The organism is Kribbella sp. DT2, from assembly GCF_049844575.1.
Taxonomy (GTDB): domain Bacteria; phylum Actinomycetota; class Actinomycetes; order Propionibacteriales; family Kribbellaceae; genus Kribbella.
The window spans coordinates 151,262-172,252 of the sequence record NZ_JBNCLH010000012.1 but is presented as its reverse complement, the minus strand read 5'-3'; the positions used below and the strand labels follow the sequence as shown (position 1 = coordinate 172,252).

The 20,991-nt window shown below is 67.8% G+C and carries 24 protein-coding genes and 1 riboswitch; of the genes, 16 read left to right on the top strand and 8 right to left on the bottom strand.

Annotated elements, in window-relative coordinates; all coding sequences use genetic code 11:
• The first annotated feature begins 73 nt into the window (after positions 1–73).
• On the top strand, positions 74–2,197 hold the full coding sequence (locus tag ACLQ2O_RS37995) for an MMPL family transporter (RefSeq protein WP_425842238.1): 2,124 nt from the start codon (positions 74–76) through the stop codon (positions 2,195–2,197).
• Between the two features lie 368 nt (positions 2,198–2,565).
• Here the strand turns inward: ACLQ2O_RS37995 and ACLQ2O_RS37990 are convergent, their stop codons facing one another.
• Positions 2,566–2,874, bottom strand: coding sequence for a hypothetical protein (locus ACLQ2O_RS37990; protein WP_425842236.1), 309 nt, complete (start codon positions 2,872–2,874; stop codon positions 2,566–2,568).
• Positions 2,875–3,606: 732 nt separating this feature from the next.
• Here ACLQ2O_RS37990 and ACLQ2O_RS37985 point away from each other — a divergent pair.
• Positions 3,607–4,572 carry a hypothetical protein gene (locus ACLQ2O_RS37985; RefSeq protein ID WP_425842235.1) on the top strand — a complete coding sequence of 322 codons (966 nt, stop codon included), beginning with the start codon at positions 3,607–3,609 and terminating at the stop codon, positions 4,570–4,572.
• Positions 4,569–5,741, top strand: a complete 1,173-nt coding sequence (locus tag ACLQ2O_RS37980) for a hypothetical protein (protein WP_425842233.1) — start codon at positions 4,569–4,571, stop codon at positions 5,739–5,741. The genes ACLQ2O_RS37985 and ACLQ2O_RS37980 overlap by 4 nt, the downstream gene beginning before the upstream one ends.
• Here ACLQ2O_RS37980 and ACLQ2O_RS37975 read toward each other — a convergent pair.
• A complete protein-coding gene (locus tag ACLQ2O_RS37975) occupies positions 5,702–6,217 on the bottom strand; it encodes a GNAT family N-acetyltransferase (RefSeq protein ID WP_425842231.1) in 516 nt (171 codons plus the stop codon). The genes ACLQ2O_RS37980 and ACLQ2O_RS37975 overlap by 40 nt on opposite strands.
• A gap of 318 nt (positions 6,218–6,535) precedes the next feature.
• Here ACLQ2O_RS37975 and ACLQ2O_RS37970 point away from each other — a divergent pair, with 318 nt between their 5' ends.
• Complete coding sequence (locus ACLQ2O_RS37970) at positions 6,536–7,546, top strand: hypothetical protein (RefSeq protein WP_425842229.1); 1,011 nt, start codon at positions 6,536–6,538, stop codon at positions 7,544–7,546.
• A 731-nt stretch (positions 7,547–8,277) separates the two neighbouring features.
• On the opposite strand, the gene ACLQ2O_RS37965 is transcribed toward ACLQ2O_RS37970, so the two are convergent.
• Positions 8,278–9,132, bottom strand: a complete 855-nt coding sequence (locus ACLQ2O_RS37965) for a carbon-nitrogen hydrolase family protein (protein ID WP_425842227.1) — start codon at positions 9,130–9,132, stop codon at positions 8,278–8,280.
• 339 nt (positions 9,133–9,471) lie between these two features.
• Between ACLQ2O_RS37965 and ACLQ2O_RS37960 the strand changes: the two genes are divergently transcribed.
• From ACLQ2O_RS37960 to ACLQ2O_RS37950, 3 genes are read left to right on the top strand one after another with little or no spacing between them, the layout of a single operon-like run.
• Positions 9,472–10,002, top strand: coding sequence for a hypothetical protein (locus ACLQ2O_RS37960; RefSeq protein WP_425842225.1), 531 nt, complete (start codon positions 9,472–9,474; stop codon positions 10,000–10,002).
• On the top strand, positions 9,993–10,652 hold the full coding sequence (locus ACLQ2O_RS37955; RefSeq protein ID WP_425842223.1) for a maleylpyruvate isomerase N-terminal domain-containing protein: 660 nt from the start codon (positions 9,993–9,995) through the stop codon (positions 10,650–10,652). Before ACLQ2O_RS37960 ends, ACLQ2O_RS37955 begins: the two co-directional genes overlap by 10 nt.
• Positions 10,649–11,473 carry a nucleotide excision repair endonuclease gene (locus ACLQ2O_RS37950; RefSeq protein WP_425842221.1) on the top strand — a complete coding sequence of 275 codons (825 nt, stop codon included), beginning with the start codon at positions 10,649–10,651 and terminating at the stop codon, positions 11,471–11,473. The genes ACLQ2O_RS37955 and ACLQ2O_RS37950 overlap by 4 nt, the downstream gene beginning before the upstream one ends.
• On the opposite strand, the gene ACLQ2O_RS37945 is transcribed toward ACLQ2O_RS37950, so the two are convergent.
• Positions 11,463–11,756: a hypothetical protein gene (locus ACLQ2O_RS37945; RefSeq protein ID WP_425842219.1), complete on the bottom strand. Its 294-nt coding sequence runs from the start codon at positions 11,754–11,756 to the stop codon at positions 11,463–11,465. The genes ACLQ2O_RS37950 and ACLQ2O_RS37945 overlap by 11 nt on opposite strands.
• A gap of 78 nt (positions 11,757–11,834) precedes the next feature.
• On the opposite strand from ACLQ2O_RS37945, the gene ACLQ2O_RS37940 reads away from it, so the two are divergent.
• Genes ACLQ2O_RS37940 through ACLQ2O_RS37925 form a run of 4 tightly spaced genes read left to right on the top strand, consistent with a single transcriptional unit; the run spans position 11,835 to position 13,603 of the window.
• Complete coding sequence (locus ACLQ2O_RS37940; RefSeq protein WP_425842218.1) at positions 11,835–12,677, top strand: biopolymer transporter Tol; 843 nt, start codon at positions 11,835–11,837, stop codon at positions 12,675–12,677.
• 43 nt (positions 12,678–12,720) lie between these two features.
• Entirely contained in the window at positions 12,721–13,197 is a 477-nt protein-coding gene (locus ACLQ2O_RS37935; RefSeq protein ID WP_425842216.1) for a GNAT family N-acetyltransferase, read from the top strand.
• Between the two features lie 23 nt (positions 13,198–13,220).
• Positions 13,221–13,448 carry a hypothetical protein gene (locus ACLQ2O_RS37930; RefSeq protein ID WP_425842214.1) on the top strand — a complete coding sequence of 76 codons (228 nt, stop codon included), beginning with the start codon at positions 13,221–13,223 and terminating at the stop codon, positions 13,446–13,448.
• Positions 13,442–13,603, top strand: coding sequence for a hypothetical protein (locus ACLQ2O_RS37925; protein ID WP_425842213.1), 162 nt, complete (start codon positions 13,442–13,444; stop codon positions 13,601–13,603). Before ACLQ2O_RS37930 ends, ACLQ2O_RS37925 begins: the two co-directional genes overlap by 7 nt.
• Here the strand turns inward: ACLQ2O_RS37925 and ACLQ2O_RS37920 are convergent.
• Both ACLQ2O_RS37920 and ACLQ2O_RS37915 read right to left on the bottom strand, forming a co-directional pair.
• On the bottom strand, positions 13,579–14,457 hold the full coding sequence (locus ACLQ2O_RS37920) for an aminoglycoside phosphotransferase family protein (protein ID WP_425842211.1): 879 nt from the start codon (positions 14,455–14,457) through the stop codon (positions 13,579–13,581). The genes ACLQ2O_RS37925 and ACLQ2O_RS37920 overlap by 25 nt on opposite strands.
• Before the next feature lie 9 nt (positions 14,458–14,466).
• Positions 14,467–15,897, bottom strand: coding sequence for an MFS transporter (locus ACLQ2O_RS37915; protein ID WP_425842209.1), 1,431 nt, complete (start codon positions 15,895–15,897; stop codon positions 14,467–14,469).
• A gap of 83 nt (positions 15,898–15,980) precedes the next feature.
• Here ACLQ2O_RS37915 and ACLQ2O_RS37910 point away from each other — a divergent pair, with 83 nt between their 5' ends.
• Positions 15,981–16,640, top strand: a complete 660-nt coding sequence (locus ACLQ2O_RS37910) for a TetR/AcrR family transcriptional regulator (RefSeq protein ID WP_425842207.1) — start codon at positions 15,981–15,983, stop codon at positions 16,638–16,640.
• Complete coding sequence (locus tag ACLQ2O_RS37905; protein WP_425842205.1) at positions 16,637–17,209, top strand: GNAT family N-acetyltransferase; 573 nt, start codon at positions 16,637–16,639, stop codon at positions 17,207–17,209. The genes ACLQ2O_RS37910 and ACLQ2O_RS37905 overlap by 4 nt, the downstream gene beginning before the upstream one ends.
• On the opposite strand, the gene ACLQ2O_RS37900 is transcribed toward ACLQ2O_RS37905, so the two are convergent.
• The gene (locus tag ACLQ2O_RS37900) at positions 17,187–17,846 is read right to left on the bottom strand and encodes a VOC family protein (RefSeq protein WP_425842203.1); all 660 of its coding nucleotides are present in this window, start codon (positions 17,844–17,846) and stop codon (positions 17,187–17,189) included. The genes ACLQ2O_RS37905 and ACLQ2O_RS37900 overlap by 23 nt on opposite strands.
• Before the next feature lie 118 nt (positions 17,847–17,964).
• Here ACLQ2O_RS37900 and ACLQ2O_RS37895 point away from each other — a divergent pair, with 118 nt between their 5' ends.
• Complete coding sequence (locus tag ACLQ2O_RS37895) at positions 17,965–18,150, top strand: YegP family protein (RefSeq protein ID WP_363667998.1); 186 nt, start codon at positions 17,965–17,967, stop codon at positions 18,148–18,150.
• Positions 18,151–18,197: 47 nt separating this feature from the next.
• Here the strand turns inward: ACLQ2O_RS37895 and ACLQ2O_RS37890 are convergent, their stop codons facing one another.
• On the bottom strand, positions 18,198–18,560 hold the full coding sequence (locus tag ACLQ2O_RS37890) for a YciI family protein (RefSeq protein ID WP_425842201.1): 363 nt from the start codon (positions 18,558–18,560) through the stop codon (positions 18,198–18,200).
• Positions 18,561–18,705: 145 nt separating this feature from the next.
• Between ACLQ2O_RS37890 and ACLQ2O_RS37885 the strand changes: the two genes are divergently transcribed.
• A complete protein-coding gene (locus tag ACLQ2O_RS37885) occupies positions 18,706–19,674 on the top strand; it encodes a pyridoxal-phosphate dependent enzyme (RefSeq protein ID WP_425842199.1) in 969 nt (322 codons plus the stop codon).
• Between the two features lie 237 nt (positions 19,675–19,911).
• Positions 19,912–20,104, top strand: a riboswitch (cyclic di-AMP (ydaO/yuaA leader).
• Positions 20,104–20,949: a C40 family peptidase gene (locus ACLQ2O_RS37880; protein WP_425842198.1), complete on the top strand. Its 846-nt coding sequence runs from the start codon at positions 20,104–20,106 to the stop codon at positions 20,947–20,949. (Overlaps the previous riboswitch by 1 nt.)
• Positions 20,950–20,991 lie beyond the last annotated feature (42 nt).

The following is a 20,991-nucleotide window of genomic DNA, read 5'->3' as shown; positions in this document are numbered from 1 at the left end:
CCGGCTCATCGCCCGAGGTGTGGTCGGCCCGCCGGCCACAGGCTGAGACCAACTCTGGCTGAAGGGATCCATGATGACGTCGAACCTGTACAGGCTGGGCCGGTACGCCGCCCGCCGGCCCTGGGTGGTGATCGGAGCGTGGCTGGTCGTCGCCGCGCTCGTGGTCGCGGCCTCCGGTGCCTTCGGCAAGAAGCTCGAGGAGTCGTTCGGCGCGCCCGGCGTCGACTCGCAGTACGCAACCGATCTGCTGTCGGCCGCGGGAGCGGACCAGGCCGGGCTGACCGCGCAGGTCGTCGTCACGCCGTACGACGAACAAGCAACCCTCGACGGCGCGGAGTTGCAGACGGCGCTGACGAAGCTCCGCGTGACTGCGGCCGCGCTGCCGAACGTGCTGGAGGCAAGCGATCCCGTCATCTCGCCGGACCGCCGCGTCGGGCTCGTCAGGCTTCAGTACCCGGTGCTCGACAAGCTCGAGCCGAGCGATCTCGAGCAGCTCAAAACCCTGACCGCGGTGGAATCTCCGCTCCGGATCGAGCTCGGCGGCGATCTGTTCTACGCGTTCGAGGAAGGGCCGCCCGGTCTCGCCGAGGCGTTCGGGTTGATCGCCGCGATGGTCGTCCTGCTGCTCGCCTTCGGATCGATCATCGCGATGGGGCTGCCGATCGGCATGGCCGTGTTCGGCCTCGCGCTGGCGATCAGCGCGCTGTCCCTGGTCACCTATCTCATTGAACTGCCCAGCTGGGCGCCCGTCCTCGGCAGCATGATCGGGCTCGGTGTCGGCATCGACTACGCCCTGATCATCGTGACCAGACATCGCGAGTTCCTCGCCCGCGGGCTGGAGGTCGAGGACTCGGTCGGGCAGGCGGTCGCGACGGCCGGGCGGTCGGTGCTCTTCGCCGGCGGCACCGTGGTGATCGCGATTCTCGGGCTGGTCGTGGCCGGCGTACCGTTCCTGACCGCCGGCGGGATCGCGATCTCGCTGATCGTGCTGACGATGGTGCTCGCGTCGCTCACCTTGCTGCCGGCGTTCCTGGGGCTGGCCGGGCACTGGATCAACCGTCTTCGGGTACGGCGGGTCCGCAGCTCCCCCGGCGTGGGGTGGCAGCGATGGGCCGGGCACGTGTCCAGGCACGCCGTCGCGTACGCCGTGAGCGCGACCGTCGTGCTGCTCGCCCTGGCCGCTCCCGTGCTCGCGCTTCGCGTTGGTACGCCGGACGAGGGCGTGCTTCCCGTCCAGCGGACGGAGCGCCGGGCGTACGACCTGGTCGCCGCGGGATTCGGTGCCGGGAGCAACGGCCCGCTGGTGATCGCGGTCGACGTGTCGCGCGATCCGGGCGTCGTGCAGCCGCTGTACGACGCCGTACGGGCTGATCGGGGGATCGCATCGGTGGCACCGCCGGAGGTGAGCACGGCGGCGGGCGTCGCGACGCTGATCGCCGTACCGACGACCGGGCCGCAGGACCGGGCCACGATGACGACCGTCGAGCGGCTGCGTGGGGAGGTGTTCCCGTCGGTGCTGCGGGACAGTCCGGCGAAGGCTCATGTCGGCGGTCAGACGGCGACCCTGGCCGATGTAGGGGCCAAGGTCAACGATCGGCTGCCGTGGTTCGTCGGTGCGGTGATCCTGCTGTCCGTCGTACTGCTGAGTGTGCTCTTCCGGTCGGTCGTCGTACCGCTGAAGGCCGCGTTGATGAACCTGCTCAGCATCGGCGCGTCCTTCGGCGTGATGGTGATGGTCTTCCAGTGGGGTTGGGCCGCGGAACTGATCGGGCTGGAGACGACGCTGCCGATCCTGCCGTTCATCCCGATGTTCATGTTCGCGGTGGTGTTCGGACTCTCGATGGACTACGAGGTCTTCCTGCTCACGCGGATCCGGGAGGAGTACCTGCGGACCGGCGACAACACCGCGTCGACCATTCACGGCATCGCGACCACCGGGCGCGTGATCACGTCGGCGGCGCTGATCATGATCGCGGTGTTCGTCAGCTTCTCGCTCGCCGACGATCCGACCGCGAAGATGTTCGGGCTGGGGCTGGCCACGGCGGTGCTGATCGATGCGACGATCGTGCGCCTGGTCCTCGTACCGGCCCTGATGAAGCTGCTGGGCGATGCGAACTGGTGGATGCCTGCGTGGTTCGGCCGGACTGTGTCTGGTGCTGGTGATGGAGGTGCTCGGGTCGGACAGGGTGCCGGCTGAGGCGCTCGTCCGGCTCGAGCAGGAGATGGCCGGCGCCGTTGGCGAAGATTGCCGGGCCGGGTGGGAGTACTACCGAGATTTCCGGGGAAGGGTACGGGTCGGCGTTGGCGGCGGCGCCGGGGAAGGCGGGGTACTTCTACGGGCTGGCTCTGGTTGGGGCTTCGGCGACCAGTGCTGCGCTGGCGACGCCAACTGCTGCCGGTGTGCAGGTTGCCGTGAAGCAGCCGGCCGTGAATGTCGGTGCATTGGTGAGCCAGCTCGACCCGACGGGCAAGTTCTTCGGCCACGACAAGGTCGAGGGGTGTTGCCACTACGGACGGCGGGCGGACGCTGTATGCCCGCCCACTCTTCGTGGGCGGGCCTTTCTGTCAGGGCCGGAGCTTCCCGAAGACAACCCGGCTCAGCAGGGCAACCAGTACGAACGCGACAAGTCCGGCCAGGGCGATCACCGAGACCACGCAGGCCGCGTTGACGGCCATGGTCAGCCTGCGCGTCGTCTTCGTGAAGCCTTCGGTCAGGAGCGCGAGGCCGGCGAGCATCAGGAATCCGGCGCCCGCGCAGCCCAGTACGACCCAGTGGTGGCCGCCGAGGGTGGCCGTGGCGGTGAGCCGCGACGAGTGATCGAGCCACGACCCGAAGGTGTACATCCAGATGACAGCCATCAGATCGGCTGCCATCAGGGTCCACAGGCTGACGGCGGAGTGAGAGGCATTGCGCGTGGCTGTGTTGTGCCGCGGCATGCGTTGCAACATGGTCACCACCTCCGAATATCCACGGAGACTCCAGCTGCCGGCGGGGTGAGCTCACGGTCTCGACGCTGAGGACGGAGCTGCTGCCTGGCCGGGGTGCTGGTCACTGAAGGCGTGAGGACCATCGATCGCTGAAAGACCAGCGTCGGTATGGACGTGGACGGAGGCGCCACGAGAATGGCGTCGCTCTGGACATCGGATGGGCAGCAAATCTCCCCGGACGGATCCCAAGAGCTCGCGCGTGGCTGTTGAGTCCCGTCGTCTCCTTCACCGTCGATCACCCACTTCAGTCTGAAGTCAGTGGATCTCCTGAAATTACGGTAGAACGCGGTGCAATCAAGTGCAATACCGTACGTGCGCTTGAACCCAACCGTGACCTGGCGAGCAGTCCGTCGTTGATCGAGAGAGGACGGAGCGGCACGATAACTTTTCTGCACAACGGCACCGATCTGTGGTGTTACGGGTGTTTCCGGGTGTAGACATGTGTAGACGGTTATCGGACGCGCTGGCGCGTGGGCCCGACAACATCTGGGAGTGAGTGACTTGGCCCCTGCACCAGAGGCCGTACGACTTGCCAGGAGGCTTCGCGGCCTTCGGACGTCGTACGAGCCGAAGCTGACTCAGACAGAGCTGGCGCAGGCATTGAGCCAAGAGACTCCGGTGGCAGTCACGACTGTCAGTTCCTGGGAGTCGTTGAAGAGTCCCAAGCTGCCGCCGCCCGAGCGGCTGCACTCCTACGCCCTGTTCTTCTGCTCGGATCGATCGAGAACCGACCCTGCCTATCTGGTGCCCGAAGCCGAGCTGACCTCAGACGAACAAGACCGATTTCAGAAGCTCCACGACGAACTCGTCGCACTGCGCGATGCGGTCCAAGGCTCGAGCGATGCGAGCGGATCCTCGATCAGCGAACTCTCGACCTGGACCTTCGACAGCGATCCGATCACGATCATCTGTCCCGAGGCGCCGCTGGCCGAGCGGCCTCCGATGGCGAACGCGAAGAACCCTAACTACACCCGGATGTTCCGGTACGCCGATCTGGATGCGCTGATTGAGCTGTGGGGGCATGTTCGCGCTTGCAACCCCACCGCGAACGTCGTTCATCGGCTGCCCTCAGAGGTTGTGGCAGATGATCTCTCCAGCCATGTCGTGGTGCTTGGGGGCGTCGGCTGGAACCGGATCATGGAGCGGATGCTCAAGACGCTGCGGGACATGCCGGTGTCCCAGGTCGAGGTCGACGATCTGAAAACAGGCGAGGTCTTTCGAACCAGCGGGGTCGGCAGCCGCGAGTACCGGCCGGTGTGGGACGACAGTGCGGAGAACGGCCGCGAACTGCTCGAAGACGTCGCGCTGCTGGCACGGGTGCGGAATCCCTACAACCAGAGCCAGACTCTCACCATCTGCAACGGCATCCACAGCCGTGGTGTTGTCGGGGCGGTACGAGCTCTCACCGACGTCGCCGTACGAGAACGTAACGAGGCCTTCCTGGCCGGCCACTTTCCTGGTGGATCATTCGCCTTGCTGCTCCGGGTGCCGGTTCTGAACGGCGAGGCGATCTCCCCCGATCTCGAAATCGACGCGAACCGGCTCTACGAGTGGTCGCCGAAGGAGAAGGCGACGGTCGAATGAGCCATCGGATCCACCACGTCGCGTCGCACGCCTCACTCCTGCGCGACGTGTCATCGGTTTCCCTTTCGCCGACGAACAGCCGTCTGGACGCGATCGTCGTACCGGCGTCCAGGCCGAACCTGCAGCGCCTCATTTCGTTGTCGGCGGTGCTGTCGGTTCCCTTGGTGGTGCTCTGCAGCCATCAAGCGAAGAGAGAAAAGGTGGCGGAGCGGGTCGAGGCCACCCTCGGTGCGCGGGCACTCGTCGTCGACGTACCCCGCGGCTATCAACTGCTGAGGCATCATCACGAAACCTCGGCGCAATCCTTTTGGACAGCGAGCGCCGAACGCACCAGCGATCTGAGCACGAAGCGCAACCTCGGCTTGGTCCTGGCCCGTCTGCGGGGCTGGGAGAAGATCCTTTTCGTCGACGACGACATCCATCAGCTCAGTCCCCGCGACGTGTCCCGCTTCTCGGGCTTGCTTGATCGTCATCCTGTTGCGGCGATGGCCAGCAGCTACTTCCAAGACAACTCTGTCGTGTGTCACGCCCGGCGACTCGCGGGGCGTAGGCAGGACATCTTCGTGAGCGGCGCGGTGCTCGGCGTCAACACCCAGCATCCAGCAGTGTCGTTCTTTCCCGACGTCTACAACGAAGACTGGTTCTTCTTCGCGCAGCACGCCGCGGCGCGGTCGTTGCCGAAGGTCGGTGAAGCACGGCAGGACGAGTACGACCCGTACGCGGATCCCCAGCGGGCAGCTCGCGAAGAGTTCGGTGATGTTCTTGCTGAGGGGCTTTACGCGTTGTTCAACGACACACCGGGGTGGGAGCTGAAGGATCAGCTGAAGGTTGCGGAGAGCCGGCACCACTGGCGACTCTTCATGGAGGATCGGCACGCCATGATCTGGGAGACGTTCCATCGTCTCTCAGCCGCGCGCTATGCAACCAAAGAACAAGCCTCCGCACAGAAGTCGCTGCTCACTGCCCTGGACCAACTGGCCATGATCACGCCCGAGCTCTGCGTCGACTTCATTGAACAGTGGCGGGTCGACGACGAGCGTTGGCAGAAGGTCATGCCGCCCAGGGGATCCGTTCTCAGCGAACGCGAGGCGATGGACCACCTGGAGCTCACCGACTGGATATCCTGTGGCTACGGCGCCGAACGGCGTTTGCTGAGTGCCGTGAAGTAGTCGAGGCCAGCCAGCATCAGACGCTCCTCCGATCGCTCGGGGTCTGATTTGAGGGCTTTGCGCCTGCGGGTGGTCTCGAACCCCATGCGGGCATAGACCTCCCTGGCGACGTCGTTGCCGTCGAGAATCCACACGAACCAGGTGCGGACATCGGGCTCCAGCGCGATGAGGTGGCGGAGCATCGCGCGGAGGACGCCATTTCTGCGACGGGCAGGATCGACCCACACCGATTGGATGTACCGCGCATCCGGCGGTTCGTCCGAACCTTCGACGGAACACGCTATCCCGATCGCCTGGTGTCCGCTCAGAGCGACGACCCAGTTGCCCTCGGCGCAGCGTTGGCGCCAGTACTCTTCGTCCCTGTCCTCGCCCGCATCGTCAGTCGACAGAAAAGCCTTCGGTGAATCCTCGAGGGAATCCAGACGAAGGTCGCGGAGGACTTTCCAGTCGTCACCGGTCAGCAGTTCGACGTCCAAGATCTCCCCTCCCCCGAGGCAGCTGGCGTAGGCCGTTCAGCGCGTTCCAGTCTTGGCTATCGCGAACAACTCGGCAATCGCGTGCTGAGTGTCGCCGTGGAACCAGTCGCGCTTCAGTAGTGCTGCAGGCGTTTCGGGTGTACACAGATGTACGGCCTACAGACGCGCGGGTCGTGGGACGACCACCATCCGGGAGTGATCTTGGCGCCTTCACCAGAGGCCGCACGATTGGCCACGAGGCTTCGCGGCCTTCGTACGTCGTACGAGTCGAAGTTGACTTACGCGGAACTGGCGCGTGTGTTCAGCGAAGAGTCGTTCGTGGCCGTCGCCACCATCAGCTCGTGGGAATCGAAGACCAACCCCAAGCTTCCGCCGGCGGAACGGCTCCGCTCCTATGCGCTGTTCTTTGCACGGGCTTTCGCGGCTGAAAGCACTCCACCTCTCCCCCGCGAGCAGGATCTGACAGCCGAGGAACGCGAGCGATTCCAAGCACTACTTCAAGAGCTCGTGAGCCTTCGCGACGCCGTACGCGGCGTCGCCGACTCACCGTCCGACGGCTCGATCCTCTCGTTCAACGACGGGCCGATCACGATCATCTGCCCGGAGGTTCCGGCCGCCAATCGTCTTTCTCTGGCCAAGGAAGAGAATCCCAACTACACCCGGACCTACCGCTACGCCGACCTCGATGCGCTGCTCGAGATGTGGGGTCAGCTCCGTGCCTCCAACCCGGAACTGCAGGTGACGCGTCGCCTGGCGGCAGAGGTCGTTCCGGCCGAGATGAAAGGCCATCTGGTGGTGCTCGGCGGCATCGGCTGGAACAAGGTTGCCGACCGGCTGCAGAGACATCTGAGGGATCTCCCCATCCAGCAGGTCGAGGTCCCGGATCTGAAGAACGGCGAGATCTTCCGATCGAGCGAGCCCGGGGCGCGCGAGTTCCGTCCGGTGTGGAGGGAACTCGAGAACGCCGACGTGGAAGCCGTTGGCACGCAGCAGATCGTGGCGGACCAGACCCAGGACGCCTGGCGCGGCGGCAAGCCTCGTGTGCTGGTCGAGGACGTCGCGTTCCTGGCGCGGTTGCGCAATCCGTACTCGCCGCACGGCAGTCTCACCATCTGCAGCGGTGTCTACAGCCGGGGTGTGCTGGGCGCGGTCCTTGCGCTGACGGACGGCGAGGTCCGCGAACGGAACGCGGCGTACATCGCCAACCGATTCCCTGACGGATCGTTCGCGCTGCTCCTGCGAGTTCCGGTGGTGAACGGTGAGGTAGGGGCGCCCGACCTGGATATTGCGGAGACCCGTCTGTACGAGTGGTCGCCGGACGACGACTGAGTCGCTGGATCACCTGGACGAACCAGAGCTGACCAACTGGATTCCCACGGCTAGGCCGACTGATCGCTCGATGGAGGAGTCCAGAAGAGCCAGGGCCGGTGCAGGGGGTGAAGTTGGTGGAGCGGTAGAAGGCGGCTGCACTTTCGTACAGGGCGGAGACGAAGACGATCTTGTCGTGCTGGGTGGCTGTTGTTGGTGGAGGACGGCTTGGATGCCGGGCTGGTCGTTCGGGGTGGCTGGGCGGTAGGTGGTCATGGGTTCTAGTGGAGCGCGGCGTTGGCCGCTGGTGCATCAGGTTTTGCAGCTGGCAGGCTGCAGGGATGGAGGCATTGGAGGGGCACGAGTGGTTGTTCGGGTTGGTGGATGGGGATCCTGAGCGGCGGTTGGCTGCGTTGGAGCGGCAGGCTGGGCTTGTTGAGGAGTGGTCCGAGGGGTTGAGCCGGTCCAATGCGTTGTGGTTTCGGAACGGGCGGAGTTCTGACTTTTCTCGGTCGCTGCGGATGGCTTCGTTGTACGAGTAGGCGCTGGCGGATCAGAACGATGCGATCGAGCAGACGCTGTACAGCGTGGCTGGGGAGTTTGGTTGGGCTTGCTGGTATCCGGATCGTGACGAGACGGAGTTCGCGCCGCATGGCGGTGAGTCTTGCCAGCTGGAAGCGGTGGGTGGCCGCTGCGGGGCCGGCGAGCCTCGCCGGTCCGGGGCTGGAGGAGCACCCGGACCGGCGTACGGGTTAGGAAGTCACGCGGGAGCGGGCGGCTTGGCGCCAAGCACGCGCGGACTCGGTGAGGGTGTTTTGTTTGTGGAGGTCATAGGTGGTGAGGGCGGGGGTGGCGTTCAGGGGGCACTGGGTGGCCCAGTGGCCGGTGGAGTTGAGGATGCCGGCTGCGGTGTTGGGGAGGTTGGGGTTGGTGGAGACGGCGAGGCTCAGCCAGTAGTGGTTGATGGCGGCGTTGGCGGGGGCTACCGCGGCTACGGCGTCCTCTCCTTCCGAGAGGCCGGTGGTGGCGTAGGAGAGGAGGACGGCGTCCACGTCCTGGCGGACGTAGTCGATGAAGATCTCTGGGATGTGGGCGTCCATGCCGACGGCCAGGCCGAAGCGGTAGCCGTCGAGCTCGAAGGTGATCGGCTTGGTGCCGGGGGTGTACATGTAGTTGAGCTTGGTGGTGGAGAGGGTGCGTTCGTCGTACCGGGTGACCAGCTTTCCCTTGTCGTCGAAGACGTAGAGGGAGTTGTGGGGGCGCGCATCGGGTTGCTGGTGGAGGGAGGCGATCGCTGTCCAGATGCCCAGTTCGGCGGAGAGGGCGGCGATGGTCGCCAGTTGTTCGTCGAGGACCTGCCACTGGGCTTTGGACCAGTCTGAGTTGCCGACTTCGTCGGGGCCGAGCTCGGACATGACGTGCTTGCTGGGGAAGCAGATCGCGCCTTCGGCGAAGTGGACGAGGCGGGCGCCGGCTTCGGCGGCCTGGCGCATCAGGGATCGGACCTCGGCGGCGCTCTGGCGGAGGCCGTCGGCGTCGGTGGGGTCCTGGCGGACCGTCGACTGGACTGCGGCGATGCGCAGGGTCGGGTGAGTGGGTTCCGGCATGTCTTCTCCTGAAGGAGTCGGACGGAAGTGCCGGAGGGCAGCCGTGTAGGACTCGCCCGTTTTGGCGGCGCGGGCTCGGACCCGTCGCTTGAAGTTCCTGTGCGCTGTCATCTGGCCTTCCACGCACTCGTCCGCGATCCCCCAGCGATCCCGTCCGAGGCGGATGACCAGGACGAGCGGCCCGAGACGGTGACGTCCCTTTGCCTTCTCAGGTGGACCGGGCTGGGGCCGGTCGACGAAGGTGAGGCGCGGGCCGCGCCGGAGCACCATCTTGACCCGAGGTCGGCCGACGCGTCAAACATCGAGCGGGGTGTCGGCGCGGCTGGGTATGGTCGCCAGGTGACGAAGACGAGCGGCGTGCCGGTGCTGATCGTGAGTGGGCCGGTGGGCGTCGGGAAGAGCTCGGTGGTACACGAGATGTTCGACCAGCTGATCGACCGCGACATCGCGCACGCGGTGATCGACCTCGATGCCTTCGGCATCAGTTGGCCGTACGGCGAAGGCGATCCGTACAACGAGCGCATGGCGCTGCGGAACCTCGCGTCGGTGTGGACCAACTACGCGGCGAGCGGGATCGATCGCGCGATCATCGCCCGGGTGGTCGAAGCGGAGGCCGACCTGGCGGCGTACGCGGAGGCGATCCCGGGCGCTGAGATCCAGGTGTGCCGGCTCGTGGCCTCGGTCGACGTACTGAAGGAGCGCGTACGGCGGCGCGAGGTCGGGTCGTCGTACGAGGTGCTGGTACGGCGTTCCGTCGAGCTGGCGGAGAGCTTGGACAAGTCGGGGCCGACGGATTTCGTGGTGGAGACGAGCGGGCGCGAGCTGGCGGAGATCGCGGTGGAGGCGTTGGCGAAGGCGGGATGGCTGTGAGCTTGTTCGGCCGGTCGTGGGATGCCTTGCGGACGGCGGTGGCCGAGGTCCCGGACGAGGACTTCGGGCGGCCGTCGGGATGTGCTGGGTGGCTGGTGCGGGACCTCGCGTGCCACTTGGTGATCGACGCCCAGGACGTGCTGATCACGTTGGTGACGCCGGCCTCGGGCGCGCCGACTCGGGATGCGGTGACGTACTGGAAGGTCGTCGAGCCGCCGACCGGGGAGGATCCGCTGGATGCGTTGATCGTGCGGTTGGCGGCGGCGTACGAGGAGCCTGGGTTGCTGCGGTTTCACCTGGAGGACGTGGGGGCCGCGGCGGGACGGGCGGCTCGGTTGGCGGATCTCGAGGGGCTGGTGGAGACGCAAGGGGAGGTCTTGCGGGCCGGGGACTACCTGGCGGCGTACGTGATGGAGTGGACGTTGCATCATCTGGATCTGGTGGCTTACCTGCCGGATCTGAAGGGACCGCCGGCTGAGGGGTTGGCGCGGTGTCGCGGGATGTTGGAGGAGATTGCTGGGGAGGCGTTCCCGGCTTCGATGTCCGATGCCGAGGTTTTGCTGGTGGGGACCGGGCGGCGCTCGGCCAGTGCGGAGGAGCGGGTTGCGTTGGGGGCGTTGGCGGAGCGATTGCCGATGGCGTTGGGATGAACGTCCTGCGGGAGGTCGCGGCGCCTGCTGAGGCTGGGGTCTACCTGTTCCTGGGCGCGCTCGACGAGGTCCTGTACGTCGGGAAGGCGGGCAACCTCAAGCAGCGGCTGGCGCAGCACGCCGCGGCGAAGGGGCCTCGGGTCGGGCTGTACAAGAGGTACGACCTGGTACGGCGGGTGGTCTGGGAGGTCGCCGCCGACGAAGAGGCCGCGGCCTGGCGGGAGTCGGAGCTGATCTTCGCGCTGCGCCCGCCGTACAACGCGAACACGGGGGTGCGTGGGGTCGCGGTGGTGGGGCAGGATGCTCGGATTCCTTACATCGTGGTCCGTGATCGGGCGGGGTTGCTGGAGTTTCGGTTGGAGACTGTGGCGGAGGGGCGGGCCTACGGATGCTTTCCGCATTTGGGGAAAGGCGTGGCGTCGTCGTTGGGGATCGCCTGCAGTGACGGGTACACGGCGTTGCTTCGGTTGCTGTGGGCAAGCGGCGGCACCGGTGAACGGATGCCTGGGGCAATCACTCGATCGGCGCCGGAGGAGTTCTCGGTCGCGGTGGACGACGCGTTACGGCCTGCGCTGCACGGGTTCCTGAGCGGGGCGCGCGGGAAGCTGGTCAACGAGTTGTTGCTGGCGGCAAGCGATCGGCCGGCGTTCATGATGCCGGCGTTGCGGCGGGACCGGGACGCGGCGCTGCGGTTCTTCGCGGGTGGGCCGAAGCTCGTGCGCGAGCGGAGGCTGCGGCACGGCGTACGAGGGCGAATGCTGGAGGTGGAGACCTACCGGCGACTGGTGCGCGAGGAGATCGCTCCGGTGATCACTGGCTAGTCCAGCGCCACCAGGCAGCCTCGCCGTCGATGTGCAGGAGGTACTCGGCGACCGGGGTGCCGGTGGGGTCCTCCAGGGTGAGCGTGGCGCGAATCTGGGCGGAGGCGGCAGCCCAGGCTTCCTCGTTGCTCTCGAGCTCGGCGAAGAGGTGCTTCACCTCGTCGAAGGCCGGGGTGGGCTCGACGTGCGCCTGGAGCCAGGGGTAGTCGGCGCCGACTACGACGAGGTCGGCGACCAGTTCGTCGCCGCGCTTGAGGTGCCAGATCTGAGTACGGTCTTCCACGGGATCGAGCCTAGGCGCTGAACGCTCGGCGGGCGGCTCGGGGCGCGAGTCACGGGGGCCGCGGGTAGGTTTGCGGGCATGGCGAGGCGACTGGGTGCGGGGCAGACGGCAGAGGTCTACGTGGTGGACGTGCGGTCGGGGGTGAGCCGGCTGGTGTTCACCTCGCGAGACATGTTGGTGGAGGCGCCGAACTGGTCGCCGGACGGGAAGTGGCTGGTCCTCAACGGGGACGGAAAGCTGTTTCGGCTCCCGGTCGGCGGTGGGGAGCTGGAGGAGATCCCGCTCGGGGGTGTGCCGCCGATCAACAACGACCATGTGGTGGGTCCTGACGGGGAGACGGTGTACGTCTCCGCGGAGGACGGGCACTTGTACGCCGTGAAGGCGGGCGCTGCGCGACGGGTCAGTAATGAGCGGGGCGAGGGGTTCCGCTATTACCTGCACGGGATTTCGCCGGACGGGCTGACCCTGGCCTACATCGGGATGGACGCCGAGCGGAACACCAACGTCTGGACGATTCCGGCAGCCGGCGGGGACGACGTACCGGTGACCGCCGACGAATTCGCCGACGACGGCGCGGAGTTCGGTCCGGACGGGGAATGGATCTACTTCAACTCCGAGCGGGCCTCGGCCAATGCACAGCTGTTCCGGGTCTCCGGCGGCACGGTGGAGCAGCTGACGCACGACGAGCGGGTCAACTGGTTCCCGCATCCGGCGCCGGACGGGTCGGCGATCGCCTACGTGAGTTTCCCGCCGGGGACGGTGGGGCATCCGGCCGATGTCGAGGACGTGCGCGTTCGGCTGCTGAGCGGCGGGGAGGTTCGGGAGGTCGCGACGGTGTTCGGCGGGCAGGGGACGATGAACGTGCCGAGCTGGTCACCGGACAGCACGTCCTTCGCGTACGTCGCCTACCCGGTCGCCTGAAAGTCCGTCGCGGACGCCGTACGCCGGGTTGTAGGTTCGCCGAATGGCGACGGTTGAGCGCGTGACGGCGGCCCACGCGGACGAGCTGCTGCGGTTCGAGCGGGAGAACCGGGCGTACTTCTCCCGCGTGATCACCGACCGGGGCGACGCGTACTTCGCCGAGTTCCCCCAGCGGCACGCGGCGCTGCTGGCGTACCAGGAGGCGGGCACCGACCACTTCCACGTCCTGGTCGACGACGGCCGGATCGTCGGCCGGGTCAACCTGGTGAACATCGTCGACGGCTCCGCCGAGCTCGGCTACCGCATCGCGGAGTCAGCCGCCGGGCGTGGGCTGGCGACGTGGGGCGTGCGCGAGGTGCTTGGTACGCCGTACGGGCTGCGGGAGATCACCGCCCGAACGACCGCTGACAACCTGGCCTCCCAGAAGATCCTCACCCGCGTCGGCTTCACCCGCACGGGCGAGATCGACATCAACGGCCAACCCGCCTACAGCTACGCGCTGGTGCCCGGGCAGACGTAACAAAGCGTGCTGTCATTGATCGTATGGGTGTCTTGGACGAGGTGCTGATGAAGGCGTTTGCTCGGCCGGAAGGGGCGGCGGGGCGAGTTGGTGGGTGGGTGATGGCCCGGGCCAACGGGGCGACGGAGAAGTACCTGGTGCAGATGGCCGGCCTGCACGGCAAGGAGCAGGTGGTGGTGCTCGGGCCGGGGCCTGGGATCGGGTTGCGGGCGGCTGCCCAGTACGCCGGGGTGGTGGTGGACAGGTGCTGATCTCCGTGCACCCGCGGTGGGCGCCGGAGGGGCTGGCCGAGGAGGTCGAGGCGCACGGGTTCGAGGGCGTCGTGAGCAAGACGTGGCAGCCGCCGACGCGGACCGCGGGGCGGGCGTTGATCGTCAAGGCTCACACGAGCAGCTCGGCCAGCTGATCGGCGAGGTCGATGCCCACGCGGGGCTGGTGGTGGAGGCGTTCCCAGAGCGCTGAGCTGACGGCGCGGGCCTGGGTCGCGCGGCGGGCGAGCTCGGGGTCGACCTCGGCGGCCTCGCTGTAGACGGCGATGCGGCGCAGGAGACCGGCGGACAGATCGTCGGCGATCTCGTCGATCCGGTCGCGCACGATGGTCGCCGCGTCGAAGGCCGCGCTGCCGGCCAGGCCCTTGGGGTCGATGACGAGCCAGGGTTCGCGCTCGGCGCGCAGGACGTTGGCGAAGTGCAGGTCGCCGTGCAGCATCGTGTCGGTCTTCTCGTCCTCGAAAGCCGCGATGGTCTCCAGGGCGGCGTCGATCAGCCGCGGCGGCAACGGACGGCCCAAGTGCTTGCTCTGGGCAAGCATCTGACGGGACCACCCGGCGAGCGTCGAGGACAGCCGCGGGATCTCCACAGGCGCCGGCACGGCGAGCCGCCGGGCCAGCTCACCGGCCACGGCCCACGGATCTTCGGTTGCCGAGGACAATGTTTCACCGGAGACCCGTTCCAGCAGCAGTGCGAAGTCCACGTCGTCCCGCTCGAGCAGACGGACCGCACCCGAGCCCGACCAGACAACCAGAGCGGTTGATTCGTACCGGTTGCCCGGATGGGGAAACGAGAGTTTCAGGACGACAGGGTCTCCGTCGCGCACGGCAGGCACGATCAGCGCCACCTGGCCGTGCACGGCCGGCCCGGTCGGCGTACAACGCCATCGCCCGAGGTGGTGCTCGACCAGGCCGGGAAGCTGCTCGATCCAGGTCCGGCCCGGAGCACCCTCTCGGGCGATGGTCTGTTCGGCGAAGACGGCGGGAATCACCCGCACAACCTATGCGGCGGCCGCGGCCTCCGTCAGCTGCTCCGTGGTGGGCTGGATCTGCGGGGTGACCATCGTGACGACCACGTTCACGACGGCGAAGAGGGCGGCGACCAGGATGCCCCGCTGGAACCCGTCGACGAGGGCCTGCTGCTGGGCGACCCCGGAGGCCAGCGCGTCCGTCGTACGGCTGATGGACAGTGTGGTGACGACGGCCAGGCCGAGCGCGCCGCCGACCTGGTACATCGTGGTGACGGCACCGGAGGCCGCGCCGGCCTCGTGGTGCTCGACCTCGGAGACGGCCGCGATCTGCGCCGGTACGGCGACGCCGATGATGCCGAGCCCGAAGAGCACGAAGCCGGGCAGCAGCTCAGCGGCGTACGCGCCGCCGGCGTCCGCACGGGACAGCAGGACCAGCGCCGCCAGGCTGAGCACCGAACCACCGAGCTGCACGGTCCGCGTCCCGACCTTCTGAACCAGCTGGGACGCTGCGACCGCTCCGAGTACGGCGGCGAAGCCCATCGGCAGGAAGTGCACGCCCGCCTCCAGCGCCGAGTCGCCACGGACCTGCTGCAGGTAGATCGCGGTCAGGAAGAACATCGACAGGAAGCCCGCGCCGTTCAGAGCCAGCGCAACGCTCGAGACGCTCAGAGCGCGGGACCGGAAGAGCCGCAGCGGCACCAGCGGCGCCTTCGAACGGGACTCGACCACCACGAACGCCGCCAGCAAGGCCACTCCCCCGACCAGGAACCCCAGCACCTCGAAGGATCCCCAGCCGCGAGGCTCGGCCCGGACCACGGCGTACACGATGGCCAGCAGACCACCGGTCCCCAGCACAGCACCCGCGGTGTCGAAGCCGCGCGGCCGGTCCTCGTTGTGCCGCATGTCGGGCACGAAGACCGGGATCAGCGCGACCAGCCCGAGCACGATCGGCACGTTGACGAAGAACACCCACTGCCAGCTGAGCGAGTCGACCAGTACGCCGCCGGCCACGACGCCGAGCGTGCCGCCGAGTCCGGCCAGGCCGCCCCAGACGCCCATCGCGATGTTGCGTTCCCGGCCGTGCGCGAAGGTCATGGTGAGGATCGCCAGCGCGGCCGGCGAGAGCAACGCGCCACCGAGCCCCTGCACGGCACGGGCACCGATCAGGAACTCAGGCGATGTCGCCAGGCCTCCGATCAGCGAGGTGACGCCGAACAGCAGGAGCCCGGCGATGAAGACCCGGCGCGGGCCGAGCAGGTCGGCCATCCGGCCGCCGAGCAGGAGGAAGCCGCCGAAGAGCAGGGTGTACGCGCTGATCACCCACTGCAGGGACTCGGCCGAAAAGCCCAGGTCGGCCTGGATGTCGGGCAGTGCGACGTTCACGATCGTCACGTCGAGCACCACGATGAACTGCGCCAGGGCCAGCACCGCCAGGGTGGCCCAGGGACTGCGTTGCTTCACAACTACCTCACATGGTCTACGTCGTATGTATACACTGTAAGCTGACGTCGTACACGCTAGGTCTACGGTGTAAACTTGTCAACATGCCCACCCTCACGAAGCGGCTCGACCCCACCCAGGTCGTCGACAGCGCGCTGGCGCTGGCCGACGCCGAGGGCCTGGACGCGGTGACCCTGCGGCGGCTCGCGCAGCTGCACGAGGTCACGCCGATGGCGCTCTACCGGCACTTCAGCGACAAGAGCGACCTGCTCAGCGCGCTCGGCGACCGGCTGCTCGGCGACATCGAGCTGCCCGCGCCGACGGACCGCCCGTGGGACCGCCGGCTGCACGAGATCCTGACCGCGTTCGTCGACGCCCTGCGGCCGCACCCGCGCGTGGCCGAGCTGACGCTGGGCCGGATCCTGATCTCCGAGGCCGGCCTGGAGATGGCCGAGCGGACGATGGAGATCCTGGTCGAGGGTGGCTTCGGCACCGACTACGCCGCCGAGGTCGGGCGCCAGTCGATCTGCTCGCTGATCACCCTGGTCACCACCGAGCCAGGTGCCGGCGAGGACCCCGAGCCGGTCGCCCGCGAGCAGGCCCTGCGACTCAAGCGCGCCGCCCTCAGCGCTCTCGACCCCAAGCGGTACCCGCTGATCACCAGCGCGGCGGACACCCTGATCTGCCCGAGCTCCACCGACCAGTACTACGCCCTCGGCGTCGACCTGATCGTCGCCGGCATCCGAGGTGTCCGCGGCGCATGACCGTCAGCGTCCTGACCTACCTCGAGCAGACCAGCCCGTACGACGTACGCCCGGCCAAGCAGACCCCAGCCGAGATCCGCCGGGTCGAAGAGGTGTCGCCCGAGCTCTCCCGCTACTTCTACAGCTCGGTCGGCGGCGACTGGCACTGGACCGAGAAGCTCAAGTGGGACTGGGCCCGCTGGATCGAGCACCTGACCAGACCGGCCTTCGAGACCTGGGTCGCGTACGTCGGCGGCGTACCGGCCGGCTACATCGCCCTGAAGGGTGACGGCACCGAGGTCGAGGTGGAGAACTTCGGACTCCTCCCCAGCTTCATCGGCCGGGGCATCGGCGGGCACCTGCTCACCGTCGGGCTGCAGCAGGCCTGGACCTTCCCGGAGCGGCACCCGGAACTCAGCGAGGTCAGCCGCGTCTGGCTGAACACCAACACGCTCGACGGGCCCAACGCACTCGCCAACTACGAGGCCCGCGGTCTGCGCCCGTACAAGACAGAGCAGAAGGAGCGCCCGGACGCTGACGGGCCTCCGCCTGGTCCGTGGCCCGGGGCTAATCGTCCAGCTGCTCCTTGAGGTCCCCCAGCTGATCAGCAAAGCCTGCCGCCTCGATCCGCTCGACCACAGCGGCCGCCGGGCCGCCGGTGCGGATCAGCAGCTCGGCCAGGTAGAGCAGCACGGGCAGGCGCTCCTCGTCAGTGGCGTCGTCATGCCTGCGAAGAGCCGTCTCGAGAATGCGGATCCCCGCCGCCTCGTCGCCGCGCGTGTCGGCCTGCCGGGCGGCGTTCAGCAGCGCCCGCTCGAACCGGCCGCCGGTCTCGGCCTCCTCGGCGACCGAGCTGATCCGCAACCAGTTGCCGGCCGGGTCGATGACGGAGAAGCCTCCACCAGCGCCCTGCTTGCGGCGTGGCCGGGTGACCCGCGGGAGACCGGCGATCGGCAGCTTCCCGTACGCCGAACGCAGGCCGGCCGCGAACTCGTCGTACAGGGCCTGGGTGTCGGGGACGGCGACGATCACGCTGAACAGGGAGTTCTCCACGTCGTACTCGGGCAGGCCGAAGAACTGCAGGTCGAAGCCGTCGTCGCGGGTCACGCCCAGGCACGGGTACGGGCGGTCCTGGCGGTAGGTCAGCCGGAAGCCGAGCGCCTCGTAGAACGGCACCACGTCGTCGAGGGCGCGGCAGGGCAGCAGTGGGATCGTCCGGACGCTCATGCCGCACACCGTACCGTACGGCGTACGACTCAGCGAGCCCTCGGCCGGTCGGGCGACACGACGTGAGCCGGGGACTACGCTCCGAAGGGTCGTCAGACCATCACACGGGAGGTTCCTTATGGCGGGCAAGTTCGAGCTGTACGAGGACAAGTCGGGCGAGTTCCGGTTCCGGCTCAAGGCCGGCAACGGCGAGGTGATCGCGACCAGCAGCGAGAGCTACAAGACCAAGGCCTCGGCGCTGAACGGCATCGAGTCGATCAAGAAGAACGCCGGCGACGCGCAGGTCGACGACCAGACCTCCTGACCCAGGCGGTGGCAGGGACTCCTCGCGAGTCCCTGCCGCCGGTCTGTCTACAGGCCCTCTTCGTGGATGACCTCGCGGACCTCCACGCCGAGCCCCTCGATCCCGGCGTCCGGGATCATCGCGGCCAGCTCCTCGGCCCGCGCCCGCGACGCGCAGTCCAGCAGGTAGTAGCCGGCCAGGAACTCCTTCGCCTCCACGAACGGCCCGTCGGTCACCGCCGGGACACCGTCGCGCACCTTGACCACCGTGGACTTGGCCGGCTCGGCCAGCGCGACCGTGCTGTGGAACTCGCCGGACTCCTGGACGGTGGCCAGGAACTTCCCGTGCCCGTTGAAGACCGCCTGCTGCTCGGCCTCGGTCAGGGCGCTCAGGACGTCGGGGTTGATGTTCAGGACTACCAGGTACTTCACGAGTGTCTCCTCCGGTTCCGGCTCCCGGAGTGGGAACCGCTCGTCATCAGTACGGAGCCGTCCCGCCCGTCTTGACATCGTGATGCTACGAACATCTGCCGGCGCCACGCGACGGTGAGCCCCACGGCCGCGTAACTTCAGCCTCATGCTGACCTTCGACGACGTACAAGCAGCCGCGGGCCGGATCGCTGGAGCGGCACACCGTACGCCGGTGCTGACGTCGCGCACGCTGAACGAGCGCGTCGGCGCCGAGGTGTTCCTCAAGGCGGAGAACTTCCAGCGGATCGGGGCGTTCAAGTTCCGGGGCGCGTTCAACGCGGTCAGCCGGCTGACCGCGGCGGAACGCGCCCGCGGCGTCGCGGCGTACTCGTCGGGCAACCACGCCCAGGCGGTCGCGCTGGCGGCGAAGCTCGCCGGGACGCACGCGGTGATCCTGATGCCGGCCGACGCGCCGCCGACGAAGGTCGCCGCGACGCGCGGGTACGGCGCGGAGGTGATCCACTTCGACCGCTACACCGATGACCGGACGGCCCTGGCGACGAAGCTGTCGGAGGATCGTGGGCTGACGCTGATCCCGCCGTACGACCACTACGACGTGATGGCCGGGCAGGGCACGGTCGCGCTGGAGCTGATCGAGGAGGTCGGGCCGCTCGGCGCGCTGCTCGTCCCGGTCGGAGGCGGCGGACTGATGGCGGGCTGCGCGACCGCGGCGACCGTCCTGTCCCCCGGCATCCGGATGATCGGCGTCGAGCCGGCCGCGGGTGACGACCACGCCCGGTCGCTGGCCGCCGGGCGGCGGGTCGAGGTCGAGATTCCGCGGACGATCGCCGACGGGCAGGCGATCTCGACGCCGGGCGAGCTGACGTTCGTGGTGAACCAGCGGCTGGTCGAGGCGTTCGCACTGGTCTCCGACGACGAGATCCGGGCCGCGATGGCGTTCGCGTTCGAGCGGCTGAAGATCGTGCTGGAGCCGAGCGGCGCGAGTGCGCTCGCGGCGCTCCTGGCCGGCCGGGTGGAGGACCTCCCGGAGCGGGTCGGAGTGGTGCTCTCAGGCGGGAACGTGGGCCTGGAGAGGTTCCTCGAGCTACTCAGCGAAGGGAAGCCTGGGCACTGACTGTGCCCGTTGTCACACAGTGCAACCTAGTGATGTGACCCAGGTCACTGAAATCGGCTACACGACCGCCTGAACGCCGCTCAGACACGCTCAGGACACCAGATGTTCGGCACAGGTTGCTGATCCGTCAGAGAGCCGCTGAGGGCCTTTTAGGAGGGTCCCTGTGGATTCGAGGGTTTGCGTCGTGACCGTTCTGTTATACAGTCGTCGGCGGTTCGACAAATTAGACGAACTGCATGTGTGTCAACGCCGAGCCCTGCCAGGCACACATGCTCCCCTCGAACAACCATGGCAGGGGTGGGGGACCCAGGATGTTGGGTCCCGGCCGTGAGTGGCCGGGTCCCTGGGGTGAAGTCCGCGGGAGCGGACCGGGCTATCGACTTCCAGCCCGAACCCGACAGCTAACTCCGCAGGCGTCGGGAGACAACCATGCCCGTCTATGCCCGACGGACAGCGCTTCTGCGCGCCGTCACCACGAGCGAATCCAGTACCCGGCCGACCGGACGGACGCTGGCAAAGCACCGCAAGATCAGCAGGACCTCGGCTCCCCGGGCCGCGGCAGCCGTCCTCTCGGTCGGCCTGGCCGTCTCCGGCGGAGCGGCGCTCAGCGTCGTTGCCCCGGCCGACACCGCCCACGCGGCAACCTCGAAGACCTCCTCGGCCGCCTGGGCCCGCGGAAACAAGGCGATCAGCACCAAGCCGCTGCTGCGCTACGGCGACGCCGGTTCGGCCGTCCGGTACGTGCAGAGGTCCCTCGATGTCCCGGCCGGCGGCTGGTACGGCTCGGCCACCCGCACCGCGGTGGCCAAGTTCCAGGCCCGCGTGGGACTGCACCGCAGCGGCGCCATGACGGTCGACACCTGGCGCTCGCTGTTCTACGCGGCCAGCCACGGTCTGCTGCACGGCGGCTCCGGCAAGGCCACGACCTTCCAGGCCAAGGTGCTGAAGGAGGCCGCGAAGCTCAAGGGCACGCCGTACCGCTACGGCGGCACGTCGACCAAGGGCTTCGACTGCTCGGGCTACACCGGCTACGTCTACAAGAAGGCCGGCAAGACGCTGCCGCGCACCTCGCGCCAGCAGTACAGCGCCACCAAGCACATCAGCCGCGCGGCGGCCAAGCCGGGCGACCTGGTGTTCTTCAAGAGCGGTGGCGGCGGCGTGTACCACGTCGGCATCTACGCCGGCGCGAACACGCTGTGGCACGCCTCGAAGCCGGGCAAGCCGGTCGCGAAGGCGAAGATCTGGAGCTCAAACGTGGCCTTCGGCCGCAAGTGAGCCTCCGGGCCGGGCACGTCCCGGTCCAGACCGTCAGTGAGA